The 17,649-nt window shown below is 34.3% G+C and carries 14 protein-coding genes; 10 read left to right on the top strand and 4 right to left on the bottom strand.

All coding sequences use genetic code 11. The annotated features are described in order from the left end of the window. Positions 1 to 45: 45 nt before the first annotated feature. Positions 46 to 1,407: an acyl-CoA dehydrogenase family protein gene (locus tag HM984_RS01185; protein ID WP_115808739.1), complete on the bottom strand. Its 1,362-nt coding sequence runs from the start codon at positions 1,405 to 1,407 to the stop codon at positions 46 to 48. A 242-nt stretch (positions 1,408 to 1,649) separates the two neighbouring features. Here HM984_RS01185 and HM984_RS01180 point away from each other — a divergent pair, with 242 nt between their 5' ends. From HM984_RS01180 to HM984_RS01140, 9 genes are all read left to right on the top strand, one after another. Continuing rightward, entirely contained in the window at positions 1,650 to 2,084 is a 435-nt protein-coding gene (locus HM984_RS01180; RefSeq protein WP_115808740.1) for a response regulator, read from the top strand. Between the two features lie 7 nt (positions 2,085 to 2,091). Further along, entirely contained in the window at positions 2,092 to 5,679 is a 3,588-nt protein-coding gene (locus HM984_RS01175) for a PAS domain S-box protein (protein ID WP_179347782.1), read from the top strand. 77 nt (positions 5,680 to 5,756) lie between these two features. Then, the gene (locus HM984_RS01170; protein WP_179347781.1) at positions 5,757 to 6,086 is read left to right on the top strand and encodes a hypothetical protein; all 330 of its coding nucleotides are present in this window, start codon (positions 5,757 to 5,759) and stop codon (positions 6,084 to 6,086) included. Positions 6,087 to 6,134: 48 nt separating this feature from the next. Next, positions 6,135 to 6,512, top strand: a complete 378-nt coding sequence (locus HM984_RS01165; protein ID WP_115808743.1) for a hypothetical protein — start codon at positions 6,135 to 6,137, stop codon at positions 6,510 to 6,512. Positions 6,513 to 6,804: 292 nt separating this feature from the next. Continuing rightward, complete coding sequence (gene ychF / locus HM984_RS01160; protein ID WP_179347780.1) at positions 6,805 to 7,899, top strand: redox-regulated ATPase YchF; 1,095 nt, start codon at positions 6,805 to 6,807, stop codon at positions 7,897 to 7,899. A gap of 57 nt (positions 7,900 to 7,956) precedes the next feature. Further along, complete coding sequence (locus tag HM984_RS01155; protein WP_179347779.1) at positions 7,957 to 9,321, top strand: hypothetical protein; 1,365 nt, start codon at positions 7,957 to 7,959, stop codon at positions 9,319 to 9,321. Positions 9,322 to 9,520: 199 nt separating this feature from the next. Next, complete coding sequence (locus HM984_RS01150) at positions 9,521 to 11,380, top strand: DNA topoisomerase IV subunit B (RefSeq protein ID WP_115808746.1); 1,860 nt, start codon at positions 9,521 to 9,523, stop codon at positions 11,378 to 11,380. Continuing rightward, a complete protein-coding gene (locus tag HM984_RS01145; RefSeq protein WP_115808747.1) occupies positions 11,377 to 11,853 on the top strand; it encodes a hypothetical protein in 477 nt (158 codons plus the stop codon). The genes HM984_RS01150 and HM984_RS01145 overlap by 4 nt, the downstream gene beginning before the upstream one ends. Then, positions 11,850 to 14,522: a DNA gyrase/topoisomerase IV subunit A gene (locus HM984_RS01140; RefSeq protein ID WP_179347778.1), complete on the top strand. Its 2,673-nt coding sequence runs from the start codon at positions 11,850 to 11,852 to the stop codon at positions 14,520 to 14,522. Before HM984_RS01145 ends, HM984_RS01140 begins: the two co-directional genes overlap by 4 nt. Positions 14,523 to 14,552: 30 nt before the next feature. On the opposite strand, the gene HM984_RS01135 is transcribed toward HM984_RS01140, so the two are convergent. The 3 genes from HM984_RS01135 to HM984_RS01125 are packed head-to-tail and all read right to left on the bottom strand — an operon-like array spanning position 14,553 to position 16,183. Continuing rightward, positions 14,553 to 15,344, bottom strand: a complete 792-nt coding sequence (locus tag HM984_RS01135; protein ID WP_179347777.1) for a TerC family protein — start codon at positions 15,342 to 15,344, stop codon at positions 14,553 to 14,555. Between the two features lie 4 nt (positions 15,345 to 15,348). Continuing rightward, a complete protein-coding gene (locus tag HM984_RS01130; RefSeq protein ID WP_179347776.1) occupies positions 15,349 to 15,735 on the bottom strand; it encodes a hypothetical protein in 387 nt (128 codons plus the stop codon). A 37-nt stretch (positions 15,736 to 15,772) separates the two neighbouring features. Beyond that, complete coding sequence (locus HM984_RS01125; RefSeq protein WP_179347775.1) at positions 15,773 to 16,183, bottom strand: helix-turn-helix domain-containing protein; 411 nt, start codon at positions 16,181 to 16,183, stop codon at positions 15,773 to 15,775. A gap of 303 nt (positions 16,184 to 16,486) precedes the next feature. On the opposite strand from HM984_RS01125, the gene HM984_RS01120 reads away from it, so the two are divergent. Next, entirely contained in the window at positions 16,487 to 17,629 is a 1,143-nt protein-coding gene (locus HM984_RS01120) for a M14 family zinc carboxypeptidase (RefSeq protein WP_179347774.1), read from the top strand. The last annotated feature ends 20 nt before the right edge of the window (positions 17,630 to 17,649 follow it).

Below are 17,649 nucleotides of genomic sequence, written 5' to 3'. Positions count from 1 at the left end.
GACTTGGGATTTTTTTATGTTCAATTTTTAGTGTAACCTACTATGCTAAACGAAAGCGCTATACCCCGTAATTGCGCGTCCTACTATTAATGTATTGATTTCCTTGGTACCTTCATAAGAATAAATAGCTTCAGCATCGGCAACAAAACGTGCCACATCGTACTCTAAAAGTATACCATTACCTCCCATAACTTCGCGTGCTCTGCTTACAACATCTCTTGTTCGCATAGAACAGAAAACTTTAGCGAGTGATGCGTGTTCGTCTGTAAGCAAGCCTTGATCTTGTAATTCTGAAAGCCGATAAACCATGGCTTTCATAGCGGTAAGGTTGGCAAGCATTTCTACTAAATGATTTTGAATGAGCTGAAATTTTGCAATGGGCTTTCCAAATTGTTCGCGTTTCTTAGTGTATTTTAATGAACTCTCATAAGCACCTCGGGCGCAACCTAAAGCTTGCCACGCCACGCCAGCTCTAGTCATTCTTAACACTTTGGCAGTGTCTTTAAATGAATTTGCTTTTTGTAAGCGATCACTTTCTGGTATTTTACAATCGGTAATCGTAATCAATGCGTTTTGAACGGTTCGTAAAGCCATTTTGTTTTCAATCTTTTCAGTCTTATAACCTGGATTTCCTTTACGTAATAAAAACCCTTTGGCCTGATTATCATCGATATCTCTTGCCCATATAATAATAACATCTGCAAACGTGGCATTTCCAATCCATTTTTTCTGACCGTTTAAAACCCATTCGTCCCCAACTTTTTTACAGGTTGTTTCCATTCCTCCGGCAACACCGCTTCCTACATTGGGTTCTGTTAATCCAAACGCTCCAATGGCTTCCATTTTCTGCATTTTTGGCAGCCATTCTTGTTTCTGTTCCTCGCTTCCACAGAGATAGATAGCGCCCATGGCTAATCCGCTATGTACACCAAAGAACGTGGATATTGATACATCGACGCGTGCTAATTCTTCGGCTATAATGCCCTCCATAATAAAAGGTAGGTTAGGACAGCCATAACCTTCGTAAGCCACACCACAAATATTTAATTTTGCCATTTTGGGAATGATGTCCATTGGGAATTCGGCTTTATTCCAATAATGATTTGCTATAGGTTCTACCTCGGTTTCCATAAAACTGCGGACTTTCATTTGTATCGTACGTTGTTCTTGATTCAATTTTAAATCATAGTCATAAAAATCGCCATCAATAGGAGGTAATTTGTGCTGACCTTTTTTTGCTTTTTCAGTCAACATTTTCATTAATCCTTTAAGTTGATTATCATCTAACTCACCAACCGATTTCATAATTTTAGGTAAATCTATTTTTTCTGAAATCTCACCTAATTCTTTGAAATCTACTTGTTTCATTAAATGGGTGATTTGCTTTATTTTTTTGAAGAATTCCATTTTTGTACGTTTTATTTATAGCCAGCAGTTGGTTTCTAAAGTTAATCCAAAATAACCAACACATCTTAAATGGAGTTGCTCTATTACATATTATTTTAATACATTAGGTAGATTTATTTCTTAAAAAAAACATGAGTATATAAACTGTTTGAAAAAAAAGAAGTCTTTTTGGGATTACAATAAAGTTTAAATTACATAATTTAGCTTACTGTATACGTCTCTAATTATATAAATATAAAAATATGAACCTTCACCTTTTACTTGCGGATGATGATATTGATGATTGCGACTTTTTTAGAGAAGCTATTGATGAGATTGGTGAATTAACACTTTCGGTATTAAATGATGGTGTTGAATTAATGAATTTTTTATTAGCAGAACCTATCAATCATCCTAATTTGATTTTTTTAGATCTTAATATGCCTAAAAAATCAGGAATGGAATGTATGGTTGAAATAAAGGCGATTAATGAATTGAAAAATATTCCTATTATAATTTATTCTACATCTTTAGATAGAACTGTCGTTAACCAACTTTACGATATGGGAGCGCATCATTATATTCAAAAACCTGGCGAATTCGCAAATATAAAAAAGGTGGTTGAAAAGGCTATCTCACTATTTACAGACGCTAATTTGCAATTGCGTTCTAAGGATAAATTTATTATTCAACCATAACTGTTACATGAGTATAAAAGGAGAAAAACATATTTTTTTGAGAGGCGGTGGCGAAACGGGGCAACTCATTAGAGCTAAAGATTGGAGCAATACGCCGCTTGGTGACGCAAAAGTTTGGCCGCAATCATTAAAAACAATGGTAAGTGTAATGTTAGATAATCCTTTAGGTATGTGTATTACTTGGGGAAATAATAATACACAAATCTATAACGATGGGTTTCGTTCTGTTTTGAGTCTATCTAATGGTGGTAATGCTTTAGGAATTAGTTTCAAAGAAGCGTTTTCTGAAGTTTGGGATGTTATGGGTTCTAAGTATGATGCTGCTATGGCGGGTGAAGCAGTTAGTTTTCCTAATTTTAAATTACCATTAATACGAAAGGATTATAATGAAAATTATCATTTCGATTTTACGTTCAGTCCAATTAGGTTAGAGTCGGGTGAAGTAGGAGGGGTTTTGGTGACTATTGTTGAAGCTACGCATAAAAATAATACTGAATATAAACTAGAACAAAGTAAAGATGAACTCGAATTTGTAATTGAAGCAGCACAACTAGCCACGTACGATTATAATCCTCTCACAAATAAATTTTCTTGTAATACGAGGTTAAAAGAATGGTTTGGTTTGGCTCAAAAAGAACAAATTGAACTTTCAGAAGCTCTAGGTGTTATTTCAAAAAAGGATAAAGATCGTGTTTCTGATGCGATTTTGGATGTTTTGAATTACGCATCAGGTGGACACTACGATGCCGAATACACCATTATAAACGAACTCACCAAAAAAGAAACCATAGTACATGCCAAAGGTAAAGCTTGGTTTAATGAAGAAAAAATTGCTTATCGGTTAACAGGTACTGTAGAGGATGTCACCAACCGTGTGTTGGCAAGGAAGAAAATAGAAGAAAGTGAACGCAGTCTAAGATTAATGATTCTTCAGGCGCCTATAGCTATTGCAATTTTAAAGGGAGCCGATTACAAAGTGGAAATTGCCAATAAGTATGCATTGGAATTATGGGGAAGAACAGAAGATGAGATGCTTAATTATCCCATTTTTGAAGCCATGCCAGAACTCAAAACGCAAGGGATTAAAGAATTAATGGACGGTGTTTTAAATACAGGTATTAGTTTTTCTACGCCAGAACGTGCTATTCAGCTTTTAAGAAATGGAACTTTAGAAACGATGTATGTTGATTTTTCTTATGAAGCGCTATATGATGCTCAGGGGAGTATTAATGGCATAATGACCATAGGGAACGATATCACAACGCAAGTAGAAGCGCGAAAAAAAGTAGAAAACAGTGAACAGAGCATACGTGCTTTAGTGGAAAGTGCACCTTTTCCAATAGGTGTTTTTGTCGGTGAAGAGATGCGGATTTCACTTGCCAATCAGTCTATTATAGATGGTTGGGGAAAAGGAAATGATGTTATTGGTAAATTATACACGGAAATATTACCAGAGTTTGATAATCAGCAAATATTTGAACAAATACGTAATGTTTTAGATACAGGTGTGCCATTTCATGCTAAAAATCAAAGAGTGGAAATTATACAAAATGAACATTTAAAAACATTTTATTATAATTATAGCTTTACACCTTTGTTAGATGCTGATGGTGGTGTGTACGCAGTAATGAATACGGCGGCGGAAGTTACCGAACTGCATGAAGCCAAACAAAAAGTAGAAGAAAGTGAAAAGCTTTTTCGAGACTCTGTAATGCAAGCGCCTCTTGGTATTGTTATTTTTAGAGGCCATGAAAACATTATTGAAATGGCAAATGAAAATTATTTGCACATTGTAGATAAAACAGAGAAAGAATTTGTAGGAAAACCACTTTTTGAAGCTTTACCAGAAGTGAAAGAAATCATTGCTCCGATAATTAAAGATATTTATGAAACCGGAACTGATTTTTATGGCTATGAGTTTCCAATTAATTTAAATCGTCAAGGTAAAACAGAGGAGAGCTATTTTAATTTTGTTTATCATCCACTAAAGGAGAATAATGTTATTACAGGTGTTATGGTGGTTGCTACAGAAGTAACAGCAACAGTAAGAGCAAAACACATTATAGAAGAAAACGAAGAGAAGTTAAAACTTATCATAGAGGCTAGTGAGCTTGGTATTTGGGATTTAAATCTCAAAACAAAAGACATGGAGGCTTCAGATCATTGTTTCGATGTTTTGGGGTGTTCTAAAACGACTGATTTATCACAAGAAAATTTGATGTCGCAGGTGCATCCAGATGATGCTCATCTTAGGGCAGAGGCTTTTGAAAAAGCCTATAAAACAGGAGTGCTGCATTATCAAGTCAGAGTTGTTTGGGAAGATCAAACCTTACATTGGAAAGATGTAAAAGGCAAAGTTTTTTATGATAAGCATCATCAACCAGAACGTATGCTGGGCACCGTAAGAGATATTACAGAAGAGCGGAATTTTCATCAGCAATTATTGGATCGAGAAGAAAAATTTAGACTACTAGCTGATTCTATGCCGCAATTTATTTGGACCTCAGATCCTGAGGGTAATCTTAATTATTTTAACCAATCGGTTTATGATTTTTCTGGGTTAACATTAGACGATATTTTAAGAGATGGTTGGCTGCAAATAGTGCATCCAGATGATAAAGAAGAAAATATTAAAGTTTGGACAGAAGCTATTGCGTCTGGTAAAGATTTCTTGTTAGAACATCGATTTCGTAAACATAATGGTGATTACCGTTGGCAGTTAAGCCGTGCCATTCCACAAAAAGATGCAGATGGTGTTATTAAAATGTGGGTTGGTAGTAGTACTGATATTCAAGAGCAAAAAGTATTTACAGCTAAGCTTGAAAACATGGTTAGAAATAGAACCAATGAGTTGGAAAAGAAAAATTTGGATCTAGAAAAAATGAACAAAGAGTTGCAATCGTTTGTGTATATATCTAGTCACGATTTGCAAGAACCATTACGAAAAATACAAACTTTTGCTTCGCGAATTAAGGAAAAGGAATTAGAAAGGTTATCGGATAGTGCTAAGAACTATTTTTCAAGAATGCAGACGTCTGCGTATCGAATGCAAAATTTAATTCAAGATTTAATTGCGTATTCTAGAACCAATGCTCAAGAAAGTACATTCGAAATTTATAATCTTCAAGATATTATTGAAGACACTAAAGAGACCTTAAGTGAGGAATTGGAAGAAAAAAACGTGGTTTTTGAGTTAGTAAACATATGTGATGTTCGTATTATTCCTGTGCAATTTCAGCAAGTGATCTTAAATTTAGTCAGTAATTCTATTAAATTTTCAAAAGAAGGAACGGGAATTCTCATTAAAATTAGTTGCGAAATATTGAAAGGAAAGAAAACCGGTATTCCGGCTTTAAATAATGATCGTACATACTGCCATATTCGTTTTTCTGATAACGGTATTGGTTTTGATCAACAATACCACGAAAAAATATTTGAAGTATTTCAACGTCTGCATAGTAAAGAAGATTATTCTGGTACAGGTATTGGGTTGGCTATTGTAAAACGGATTATAGAAAACCATGACGGCCATATTGCTGCTAGAAGTGAATTTAATAATGGAGCTATTTTTGATATTTATCTTCCGGAAGACTAAATTTTAAAAAGGAAAAATTAACTTCGCACTTTACTTGGTGTTACTATTTAAGCCGAGTTATAAAATGATTAAATCCTATGAAACAAACTGAATTTTTAGAGAAAAATATATTTATCGATTTAGAAAATGTAAATGATGGCTTTGAAGATGCTTCAATTCATTATTTTTCTGAATCAGATTTTGCAACCGTTCTTAAAAGAGCAGAACACTTTGGTCTTAGTATTTATAAGATAGAATCTTTTCTAGATGGAGAGGCGTTTGATGTTGCTGATCATGATGCTTTTAAAAAGAAGGCTACAGATCCAAAGTGGTACGAAAAAGCGTTTTCAGATTTAAAAAAGCGTCAAGAAGGATTAGTGTATTCTGCGACTTATAAAGTGTCTAAGAAGTTGTTAGAGCGCGAGTAACGATCTGTTAAATAAATGTCTAATTGAATATTATTATATTTTAAGTTTATGACCTACCAAGATGAATTTAATGTTTTTTGGGAACAAGTAAAGGAAAGTATCGAAGCTGGCACTTTCGCAAAATTAACAATGGCCAAAACCATAGGTAAGCCCGAATTAAAAAATATATTCATTAGGCCTATTCTTTCGGATGATGATTTTAAAGTAATGCTTAAATACAGTTTTAGGCCAAGGGAGACGGAAGATATAGAAGAAGAGCTCACTTTAGAGGAGGCCTTTGTAATCTTACAGTCTCATTTAAAAAGTTTCTTTTTGTCTGTTCTATTGTTTACTACAGAGAAAGATGTTGTTTTTAAAGTGAATAAGAAAGGTATTGGTAGTATTACTGAAAGTTCACCCACTTTTAAAAATGTAGTTTTTGGTTAACATCTTTGTTCTTATAAGTATAAATGTCCTGAGTCTTTGGCTTGGGATTTTTTTTACTCTAACCATGCGCCATTCTGTGGGTGTTGATTCCATTTTTAATATTGTTAATTTTTCATTTCATTAGACGCGGATCATTAAAAGGGGTAGGTTGTATAGCGGAATAATTAAGCTATAAATTCTAACAGCAATCATTTCAAAAATTTATAATCTAACTATTCTACTAATTACTTACATTTGCACTCGCAAAAAAGAGATTTCCGGTTTTACGGAGACTACTAAATAAATTTATTCGATGAAAGCAGGAATCGTAGGATTACCAAACGTAGGAAAGTCAACCTTATTTAACTGTTTATCTAATGCAAAGGCGCAAAGTGCTAACTTTCCGTTTTGTACAATAGAGCCTAATATTGGTGTGGTAAATGTACCAGATCCAAGATTACAGAAATTAGAAGAATTAGTTAATCCTGAGCGTGTGTTGCCAGCAACTGTAGAGATTGTTGATATCGCAGGTTTAGTAAAAGGGGCTTCTAAAGGTGAAGGTTTGGGAAATCAATTCTTAGCTAATATTAGAGAAACGGATGCTATTTTACATGTATTACGTTGTTTTGATGATCCAAATATTATTCATGTTGATGGTTCTGTAGATCCTATTAGAGATAAGGAGACTATTGATATGGAATTGCAGCTTAAGGATTTAGAAACAGCTGATAAGAAGTTAGAAAAAGTAAAGCGTGCTGCCAAAACGGGTAACAAAGAGGCACAGAAAGAAGAAGCGGTACTTTTAAAAATAAAGGAAAACTTAGAAGCTGGTATTTCAATTAGAGCTTTAGAATTTTCTGAAGAAGATTACGAAGACTACGTTGTGCCTTCTCAATTTATTACAGATAAGCCTGTAATGTATGTTTGTAACGTTGATGAAGCGGCAGCAAATACAGGAAACGCTTATGTAGATAAAGTAAAAGAAGCTGTTAAAGACGAAAACGCTGAAGTTTTAGTGTTGGCTGTAGGTACAGAAGCAGATATTAACGAATTAGATGATTACGAAGAGCGCCAAATGTTCCTAGCTGATATTGGGTTAGAGGAGCCAGGTTCTGCTAAATTAATTCGTTCTGCTTATAAATTATTAAAACAGCAAACGTATTTTACTGCAGGTGTAAAAGAAGTAAGAGCTTGGACTGTAAATATTGGTGCAACAGGACCACAGGCAGCAGGAGTTATTCATACCGATTTTGAAAAAGGATTTATTAGAGCAGAAGTTATTGCTTACAACGATTTTGTAGAATTTGGAAGTGAAGCTAAAGTGAAAGAAGCTGGTAAAATGCGTGTAGAAGGAAAGAACTATGTGGTTAAGGATGGCGATGTAATGCATTTCTTGTTTAATGTGTAACTTGCGTAAATGATAAATTTTTTAAAAAAGATAAGCTTTAAACAGATTTTATTTTTTTTGGTGTGTGTATTAGTAGTAGAGTTTCTATTATTAAAACACACACCTTTTTTTTGGGATGCTATTACTAAATCGTCTCGTGCTAGTTGGATTTATGCTAATGGTCTAACCGAATTTATTGTGCCAACGGAATATAATTCTGGTCATCCGCCTTTGTGGATTTCTTTACTAGCGATCTTTTGGACAATTTTTGAAAAAGCCCTCTGGTCTTCAAGATTATTATTGCTGATTGTTAATGTTGGTGTCGCTTGGCAAATAGTACTGTTTTGTAAAACTAATTTCTTAAAAACGGTATCCGCGTTTGTTGTTTTGATAGTGTGTTTAGAGCCTACATTTATAGCACAAACGACAAATTTAAATAACGACATGCTCTTGTTGTTTTTTACGTTTTTGGGTTTGAATTCGCTGATTAAATCGAGAACAATATTTTTTACCTTAGCGTTAGTAGGTTTGTTACTTGTCAATCTCAGAGGGATTTATATAGTTGTATCTATAGCTTTAATTCATGTTATTTATGTTAGGCTGAAATTAATTGAAAGTAGAAAATCAATTTATATAAGCTACTTAATAGCAGTTTTTAGCTTTGCGGTATTTTGTTATTTTCAATATGAAAAATTAGGTTGGTTCTTAATCAGTCAGAATGAAAACTACAACGCCCACAGGCAATCTGTAGGGGTAAAGCAAGTACTGATAAATAGTATTGTCTATGTGAAAAGTTTTCTGGAATATGGACGCTTTATAATTGCAATAATTCTTTTGCCTCTTTTAATAAAATATATAAAAGACAAAACAAATAGAGATGTTAAAATCGATCGGGTAGCTATTGCTTTTTTTGTGCTTGCTTTTGTCTTTTTTATAGGAATGGTTCCGTTTTCTAATCCATTTGGTGATCGTTATTTTATGGTTTGTTATCTGTTAGCAATCGTATTGCTTGTTAATTTAATGGCGCATTATGACATTGCTAAAAAAACAGTAGTGTATGCTGTAATGGTTGTTATGTTTATAACGGGGCATTTTTGGATTTATCCTGCGACATTATCGCAATCTTGGGATAGTTCCTTAGCGTATTTAAATAGTTATACCGTTGAGGCTAAAATGGAGCGCTTTATTAATTCTTCAGGCATCGAGCCTACTGAAATAGGGACTAGAATTCTGTTGAATGCGCGTGAATTTTCAGAATTTAAAGATATCTCAGAAGCCGATCGCTATGCTGATTTTAATATCAATACAAATCAATTTATATTGCTTTCAAATATAGATAATCAGACCAAAGACGACGAGCTAAATGAAATCATGACTAATTGGAAATTGGTTAAACATTATTCTCAATTGGGGGTTTTTATGTCTTTGTATAAAAGAGAGTAGTTGAGTTGTTTTTGTGTGAAAAAGTAGGTTGTAAAAACGCTTAAAATTCAAAATACTGCAATTTTGAGTGTTGATTTTTGAAAACTCCAATGTTCTCAACACATTAATGCCTTTTTGTTAATTACTTTAAGCGCTCTTTATTTCATGTTTTAAGGTATAATCTTATATTAGCCTTTCATCTAAATATCCGCTTAACTTTATGTCAGAAGAGTCCACTTATACTGAAGATAACATACGCTCACTCGATTGGAAAGAGCACATCCGAATGCGACCTGGTATGTATATCGGTAAATTGGGTGATGGTTCCTCTCCAGATGATGGTATTTATATACTTTTAAAAGAGGTATTAGATAATTCCATTGATGAGTATGTGATGGGAGCAGGTAAGACGATTGAGATTTCGATTCAAGGCGAACGTGTTATTGTCCGCGATTATGGTCGTGGTATTCCTTTAGGGAAAGTCGTAGATGTTGTATCTAAGATGAATACTGGTGGAAAGTATGATTCAAAAGCTTTTAAGAAATCTGTAGGTTTAAATGGTGTAGGTACAAAGGCTGTAAATGCACTGTCTTCTTATTTTAGAGTCGAATCTACAAGGGATAGTAAATCGGCATCAGCAGAATTTGAACAGGGAAATCTTACTAATCAGGAGTTGTTAGATGATACCTCTCGAAGAAAAGGAACGAAAGTATCTTTTATTCCGGATGAAATTATATTTAAAAATTATAAGTATCGTAGTGAGTATGTGGTTAAGATGCTTAAAAACTACGTGTATCTAAATCCTGGGTTAACCATTGTTTTTAATGGTGAAAAGTTTTACAGTGAAAACGGATTGAAAGATTTATTATCTGAGAATATTAACGAATCAGATATGTTATATCCAATCATTCACATTAAAGGTGATGATATCGAAGTCGCTATAACACATAGTAAAACACAATATAGCGAAGAATATCATTCTTTTGTTAACGGACAAAACACAACGCAAGGTGGAACGCATTTAGCAGCTTACCGAGAAGCTATCGTAAAAACCATTCGAGAATTTTATGGTAAAAGTTATGAGGCTTCAGATATTAGGAAGTCAGTAGTAACTGCTATTGCGATTAAAGTAATGGAGCCTGTTTTTGAGAGTCAGACCAAAACAAAATTAGGTTCTACGGACATGGGAGGCGAATTGCCAACAGTGAGAACCTATATCAATGATTTTGTAAAAACATATTTAGATAACTTTTTGCATAAGAATCCTGATTCTGCCGAAAAATTGCAACGTAAAATTCTTCAGGCAGAACGTGAGCGTAAGGAATTATCTGGTATTAGAAAATTAGCGAAAGACAGAGCTAAAAAAGCAAGTCTTCACAATAAGAAATTACGCGATTGCCGTGTGCATTTTGGAGATATTAAACACGATCGGAATTTAGAATCCACTTTATTTATAACAGAGGGAGATTCGGCATCAGGTAGTATTACCAAGTCACGCGATGTAAATACGCAAGCTGTGTTTAGTTTAAAAGGGAAACCACTAAACTGCTATGGCTTAAGTAAAAAGATCGTTTATGAGAATGAAGAGTTTAACCTTTTACAAGCTGCGTTAAACATTGAAGAGTCTCTTGAGGATTTGCGTTATAACAATGTGGTGATAGCAACTGATGCCGATGTCGATGGTATGCATATTCGCTTATTGTTAATTACGTTTTTCTTGCAGTTCTTTCCAGAAGTCATTAAGGATGGTCATTTGTATATTTTGCAAACCCCATTGTTTAGGGTTCGAAATAAAAAGGAAACGATTTATTGTTATTCTGAAGAGGAACGACGCGACGCCATGGAGAAATTAAAACCAAAACCAGAAATTACGCGATTTAAAGGTTTAGGGGAGATTTCGCCAGATGAATTTGTGCATTTTATAGGTGAAGATATTCGTTTAGACCCTGTAATGTTAGATAAGGACATGTCTATTGAGGAGTTGCTGTCTTTCTACATGGGAAAAAACACACCTACGCGTCAAGAATTTATTATTGATAATCTTAAGGTTGAACTTGATGTTGTTGAAGATACACTATGAGAACAGATAACAGGGAAATAAAAAACACCATAATTTCTATTTATTTTATATTAATAATCGCAGCGATTTTACTGGCTACGGTATTTAAGTCTTATCATTTAGTTGAGGGAAGCTCGCTCTACGTGCTAATAGGTTTGTTAGTTGCTGTAGTTGTGGTGCATTTTGTTGCGCGATTCTTTGAGTATGACAGTGATGGTGCTCAAGTTATAATCACAAACAGTGGATTGATACTTACGGATTATTTAAATTATAGAGAGAATAAGATTGAAATTTCTAGAGAGAAATTATCAGGTTATAAAATTCGCAACTATTACTTTTATAAAAGTTTGGTTATTTATGTATCACATAGTAATGGGAAAATAGAGAAGGAGCACTTTAATATTACGCTTTTGAAATACAAAAAGGTAAAGTATGTTAGGCAATCTCTGCGTAAGATTATAAAAGAAAATAAAAGCATAAAGTTGGATAGATGATAGACGAACATGAGGAGTTGTTAAATGAAGACAATGGTAGCCAAGAGACTATTACTAAGGTTACTGGTATGTATAAGGAATGGTTTTTGGACTATGCCTCTTATGTAATTTTAGAGCGTGCTGTACCTGCGATCGAAGATGGTTTTAAGCCAGTACAGCGTCGTATAATGCACTCTATGAAAGACTTAGACGATGGTCGTTATAATAAAGTAGCGAATATTGTTGGTCATACAATGCAATACCATCCGCATGGTGATGCAAGTATTGCAGATGCGATGGTGCAGATTGGTCAGAAGGATTTATTGATTGATACTCAGGGAAACTGGGGAAATATATTAACAGGAGATCGCGCAGCAGCTTCGCGTTATATTGAGGCGAGACTTTCTAAGTTTGCGATGGATGTTGTTTATAATCCGAAAATTACGCAATGGCAAGCGTCATATGATGGTAGGCGTAAAGAGCCAGTTAATTTGCCGGTAATGTTTCCTTTGTTATTGGCGCAAGGCGGTGAAGGGATTGCTGTTGGTTTATCTACAAAAATTTTACCGCACAATTTTATTGAGCTTATCGACGCTTCTGTAAAACATTTAAAAGGTAAGCGTTTTACGATTTTACCCGACTTTCCAACGGCTGGTATTGCAGATTTCACTAATTATAATGATGGTTTACGAGGGGGAAAGGTGCGCGTGCGTGCGCTAATTTCTCAACGGGACAAGAATACATTGATGATTACCGAAATTCCATTCGGTACAACCACATCATCGCTTATTGATTCTATTCTTAAGGCGAATGATAAAGGGAAAATTAAGATTAAAAAGATTGAAGATAATACGGCTGCAGAAGTAGAGATTTTAATTCATTTGCCTGCAGGTTTATCTCCAGATAAAACGATTGATGCGCTTTATGCGTTTACGAGTTGTGAAACTTCAATTTCGCCATTAGGATGTGTTATTGAAGATAACAAGCCTTACTTTGTTGGTGTTACTGAAATGTTGCGACGTTCTACAGATAATACCGTGCAGCTTTTAAAAAGTGAATTAGAAATACGACTTGGTGAGTTTCAGGAGCAATGGCATTTTGCATCACTTGAGCGTATTTTTATTGAAAAAAGAATCTACCGCGATATTGAAGAGGAAGAAACTTGGGATGGAGTAATTGATGCAATTGATAAAGGGTTGCAACCGCACATTAAACATTTAAAACGTGCTATTACTGTTGAAGATATTACGCGTCTAACTGAGATTAGAATTAAGCGTATTTCTAAGTTTGACATCGATAAAGCGCAACAAAAAATTGATGCATTAGAAGATCAAATAGCTGAAGTAAAACATCACTTAGCGAATCTAATTGATTATGCTATAGCGTTTTTTGAGCGATTGAAAAAAGATTATGGTGAAGGGAAAGAGCGTAAAACCGAAATTAGAATCTTTGATGATGTAGATGCTACTAAAGTAATTATTCGAAACACAAAACTCTACGTCAACAGGGAAGAAGGTTTTATTGGGACGTCATTAAAGCGAGATGAGTACGTTTGCGATTGTAGTGATATTGATGACATCATTGTGTTTACAAACGATGGAGTGATGATGGTGACAAAAGTAGATGCTAAGACTTTTATTGGTAAGAATATTATTCATGTTGCTGTGTTTAAGAAAAAAGACAAACGCACCATCTATAATATGATTTATAGAGATGGTAAAGGTGGTCCTTCTTATGTGAAACGATTTGCTGTGACGAGTATGACACGAGATCGTGAATACGATTTAACCAATGGAAATAAAGGGTCTGCGTTGTGGTATTTTTCTGCGAATCCTAATGGTGAAGCTGAAGTTGTGACTATTATGTTGCGCCAAGTAGGTAGTATTAAGAAGTTAAAGTGGGATTTAGATTTTGCTGAAGTTTTAATAAAAGGTAGAGCGTCTAAAGGTAATCGTGTTACTAAATATGCAATTAAACGCGTAGAGTTAAAAGAAAGAGGTGTGTCGACATTAAAGCCTCGAAAAATTTGGTTTGACGATACGGTACAGCGTTTAAATGTTGATGATAGAGGTGAGTTGATAGGTGAGTTTAGAGGTGAAGATAGACTTCTTATTATCAATCAATCGGGAATAGTGAAAACGATCATCCCTGAGTTAACTACACATTTTGATAGTGACATGATTATTATGGAAAAGTGGGTTCCTAAAAAGCCGATTTCTGTTATTTATTACGATGGAGAAAAAGAACGCTATTATGTAAAGCGTTTTATTATTGAGCAAGAAGGCAAAGAAGAAGATTTTATTTCAGATCATCCAGATTCTCAATTAGAGATTGTTTCAACGGATTGGAGACCGATAGCGGATGTAGAATTCACTAAAGAGCGCGGTAAAGAACGTAAACCAAACATGGAAGTGAATCTTGAAGAATTCATTTCGGTAAAGGGGATTACTGCTTTAGGAAATCAGTTGACTAAAGATAAAATAAATCAAATTAGTTTATTGGACTCATTGCCTTATGAGGCTCCGGAAGAAGTACATGCCGATGAAATAGAGGTTGTTGATGAGGAGACTGTTGAGAAGGGGGATGATAATGCTACTGAAGCTGTAAATAAACCTCACTCTGATAGTTCTTCTACAGATGATGAGGACGATTTAGATACGGATGATAAAGGGCAGGTGACATTATTTTAGCGTTAAATACTGGTGCTTTGTGTCGAAATTTTAAGGTTTTTTCTTTTTTGCAGCTTTAAAGTTTAAGAATTCTACAAATAAAGAAAATGCTATAGCAAAATACAAATAGCCTTTAGGTATTGCGCCGACTGTTTGTCCGAAAAATTCAGTATGCGATAAATGTGCAGCTTCTGTTATTAGCATAAAACCTATAAGGATTAGGAAGGCGAGTCCTAAAATCTGTACACTCGGGTGTTTGTCAATAAACTTCCGAATCGGATTAGCGAAGCCTATCATTATTCCAATTGAGATCATCACTGCAATAATCATTAATACTAATGTGTAATTGTGGTTAGGGTGTAGGCCGTTGGTCATTCCGACAGCGGTTAGTATTGAATCTATAGAGAATATAAAATCAATTATAACAATCTGAACTATAGCGCTGCTAAGTGATTTTATGGGTTTAGATTTTATCTGGTCCACATCGTGTGATGGATCTTCTACTTTTTCTCTGATTTCAGAAGTGCTTTTATAGATTAAAAATAAGCCTCCAGCAAATAGAATGATAGCTTGCCAACTAATTTCTACGGACAGCCAATTGGTTTCTATACTATAAAAAGGTTTACTGAGTCCGACTAAAAAAGAAACAAAAAACAATAATATGATTCGCTGAACCAGGGCGAGCAATAGTCCTATTTTAGTGGCTTTGCTTCGTTGGTGCTCGGGGAGTTTGTTTGCTGCAATAGATATAAATACAATGTTGTCTATACCGAGTATGATCTCCAGAAATGTTAAAGTCAGCAATGCTATTATAGCATCGGAAGTCAATAGGAAATCGAGCATAATGTTATTTTATTTTTATTGCGACACCTTTTTCAATCCGTGAAGGTCTATTAGGTCTTTTTACCGCGAGTTTATATTCAAAAGTATAGGAATCATCCGTTGTGGATAGAATCTTCATATGAATAGCTTCTTTTTCGGAATTAGTGGTGGGGTGTAATTTTTTTAATATGAATTCGCAATCATTAATCCATCTAATAGAAGATGAGTCTGCTTTTTCTTCGTGGTAATCAATATTGAAATCTTCAGTGCGCATAAAGCGTGAGGTGTGCTCAATGCCGTCGAGGTTGTAGGTGAACTCAAAAGTACCTGTTTTGAAATCTGTGCAATCGCGTTCTATTGAGTAGCAGCTAGTTAATAATATTAATGCTAATAATGAAAGAAAAAATCTCATATAAATCTTTTGAGCAAAGATAATGAATAGTGCAATATTATGGCTTGTAACTTTTAAAAGTTCCGTCTTTGTAAAATATTACAATTTTGTCAATTTCAGAATCAGATTTAGATCCAGCTTTAGATTGAAATTCAATTTGAGGAGTAGGATTCGGCTCTGGGGTTTGTGGTTTTGTTTTTGCTTCAGTGGTTTGCGGGGGTGGTGATTCTGAAGTGTTAGGTTGGTTGGGGAACTTTCCTTTTCCATTCATTAGCCAATACAATTCTACTTCGGGATAGGAGTGTAGGACTTTCATTACAAAATCTAAACTAGGCTTGTTTCTGCCGCTTAAGATATGAGAGATACTAGAGCGTTGTACTCCGATTTTCTCTGCGAAACTAGAAGCAGATTCGCTGTAAAAATCAATGACTTTTTGTAGGCGTCCAGTAAATTCTTTAGAGTTTATCATTGTAAACTTAAGGTTTGTGATTATAACGATACAAATGTAAACAATAGTATCTGTGTTTGTGCTAAATGTGGTATAATTATTTTATTAATATTAAATAATAGGTTTGATTTTTCGTATTATTTACCTGAAAACAAGTCTATTGATGGTTTAAAATATATTTAACAGAATTTAGTATTAGTATTTGGTTTTTGGTATTGAGATTTGGATGAAACATTGTTTACGAATGTAACAAATTTATTGATTTTAATTGTTTACAATTGTAAAAAACCAAATGATTACATTTGTAACCATTAATTTAGTCCTATGAATTTAAAGTCTTTAAAGCAGATATTTTTAGAAGTAAAAACGCCCGAACTTTTTGGTCGTTATGTCACCAATTCTCACATAGAAAATTGTTTAGATAAATTATCAAAACCTATTATTTCTACACTTGGGTATTCTGTTGAAAACCGACCAGTATATAGTTTGAAATTTGGTAACGGACCCATCAAAATTTTGCTATGGTCACAAATGCACGGTAACGAATCTACATCGACTAAAGCGCTTTTTGATTGTTTTAATTTGTTTGAGGCTGAACATAGTGTTTCAAAACAGATTTTAGAACGCTGTACTTTAATGGTAATTCCTATTTTAAATCCGGATGGAGCTGAGCGATTTACACGTGTAAATGCTAATAAAGTTGATTTAAACAGGGATGCACAACATTTATCACAGCCAGAAAGTCACATACTTCGGCAATCCTATACTGATTTTAAGCCACAGTATTGTTTTAACCTTCATGGACAGCGGACCATTTTTAGTGCCGGTGAAACAAATAATGTGGCAACGCTTTCGTTTTTGTCTCCGGCGCAAGACCAAGAGCGGACGCTCACAACTAATAGGAAAGCCGCTATGTCTATTATAGCTGAGATAAATCAATTACTTCAAATTGAAATTCCTGATGGAATAGGGCGCTATGATGATGGTTTTAATATTAATTGTGTTGGAGATACATTTCAGAATTTTGGCGTACCTACATTATTATATGAAGCTGGGCACTATAAAAATGATTATGAAAGGGAAGAGGTTAGGCGTTTAATGTTTATTGCTATTTTAAAAGGGCTCGATGTTATCGCTAATGGGGTTAATGCTGATAAGTATGACGCCTATTTTGATATACCAGAAAATGCAAAATGTTTTTATGATGTTATTATAAGAAATGCAAAACGTAAAGACTTAAATGACTTGGTGGATATAGCCATTCAATATAAAGAGGTTTTGATAGATTGTAAATTGCAATTTGTGCCAGTGGTAGTGGAAGTCGCTAAGCTAAATAACAAGTACGGACATAAAGAAATAGAAGCCAATGGCTTTTTGGTAGAGACAGAAGAAAATTCTGAACTAATTATAAACTCCGAAAACGATTTCGTAATAGTGAATAATGAAAGAATCTCATTAAAACCGTAAAAATATTCAGTTTTAATGCA

It is taken from the genome of Winogradskyella pacifica (genome assembly GCF_013403915.1).
GTDB classification, from domain to species: Bacteria; Bacteroidota; Bacteroidia; order Flavobacteriales; family Flavobacteriaceae; genus Winogradskyella; species Winogradskyella pacifica.
The sequence above is the reverse complement of the archived record's forward strand: the minus strand, read 5'-3'. Positions and strand labels throughout refer to the sequence as shown.

What these genes read in the sequence shown, in the direction of transcription:
- HM984_RS01185 (WP_115808739.1), bottom strand. Translation starts at nt 1,407, where the DNA reads ATGGAATTCTTCAAAAAAATAAAGCAAATCACCCATTTAATGAAACAA.
- HM984_RS01180 (WP_115808740.1), top strand. Translation starts at nt 1,650, where the DNA reads ATGAACCTTCACCTTTTACTTGCGGATGATGATATTGATGATTGCGAC.
- HM984_RS01175 (WP_179347782.1), top strand. Translation starts at nt 2,092, where the DNA reads ATGAGTATAAAAGGAGAAAAACATATTTTTTTGAGAGGCGGTGGCGAA.
- HM984_RS01170 (WP_179347781.1), top strand. Translation starts at nt 5,757, where the DNA reads ATGAAACAAACTGAATTTTTAGAGAAAAATATATTTATCGATTTAGAA.
- HM984_RS01165 (WP_115808743.1), top strand. Translation starts at nt 6,135, where the DNA reads ATGACCTACCAAGATGAATTTAATGTTTTTTGGGAACAAGTAAAGGAA.
- ychF (WP_179347780.1), top strand. Translation starts at nt 6,805, where the DNA reads ATGAAAGCAGGAATCGTAGGATTACCAAACGTAGGAAAGTCAACCTTA.
- HM984_RS01150 (WP_115808746.1), top strand. Translation starts at nt 9,521, where the DNA reads ATGTCAGAAGAGTCCACTTATACTGAAGATAACATACGCTCACTCGAT.
- HM984_RS01145 (WP_115808747.1), top strand. Translation starts at nt 11,377, where the DNA reads ATGAGAACAGATAACAGGGAAATAAAAAACACCATAATTTCTATTTAT.
- HM984_RS01140 (WP_179347778.1), top strand. Translation starts at nt 11,850, where the DNA reads ATGATAGACGAACATGAGGAGTTGTTAAATGAAGACAATGGTAGCCAA.
- HM984_RS01135 (WP_179347777.1), bottom strand. Translation starts at nt 15,344, where the DNA reads ATGCTCGATTTCCTATTGACTTCCGATGCTATAATAGCATTGCTGACT.
- HM984_RS01130 (WP_179347776.1), bottom strand. Translation starts at nt 15,735, where the DNA reads ATGAGATTTTTTCTTTCATTATTAGCATTAATATTATTAACTAGCTGC.
- HM984_RS01125 (WP_179347775.1), bottom strand. Translation starts at nt 16,183, where the DNA reads ATGATAAACTCTAAAGAATTTACTGGACGCCTACAAAAAGTCATTGAT.
- HM984_RS01120 (WP_179347774.1), top strand. Translation starts at nt 16,487, where the DNA reads ATGAATTTAAAGTCTTTAAAGCAGATATTTTTAGAAGTAAAAACGCCC.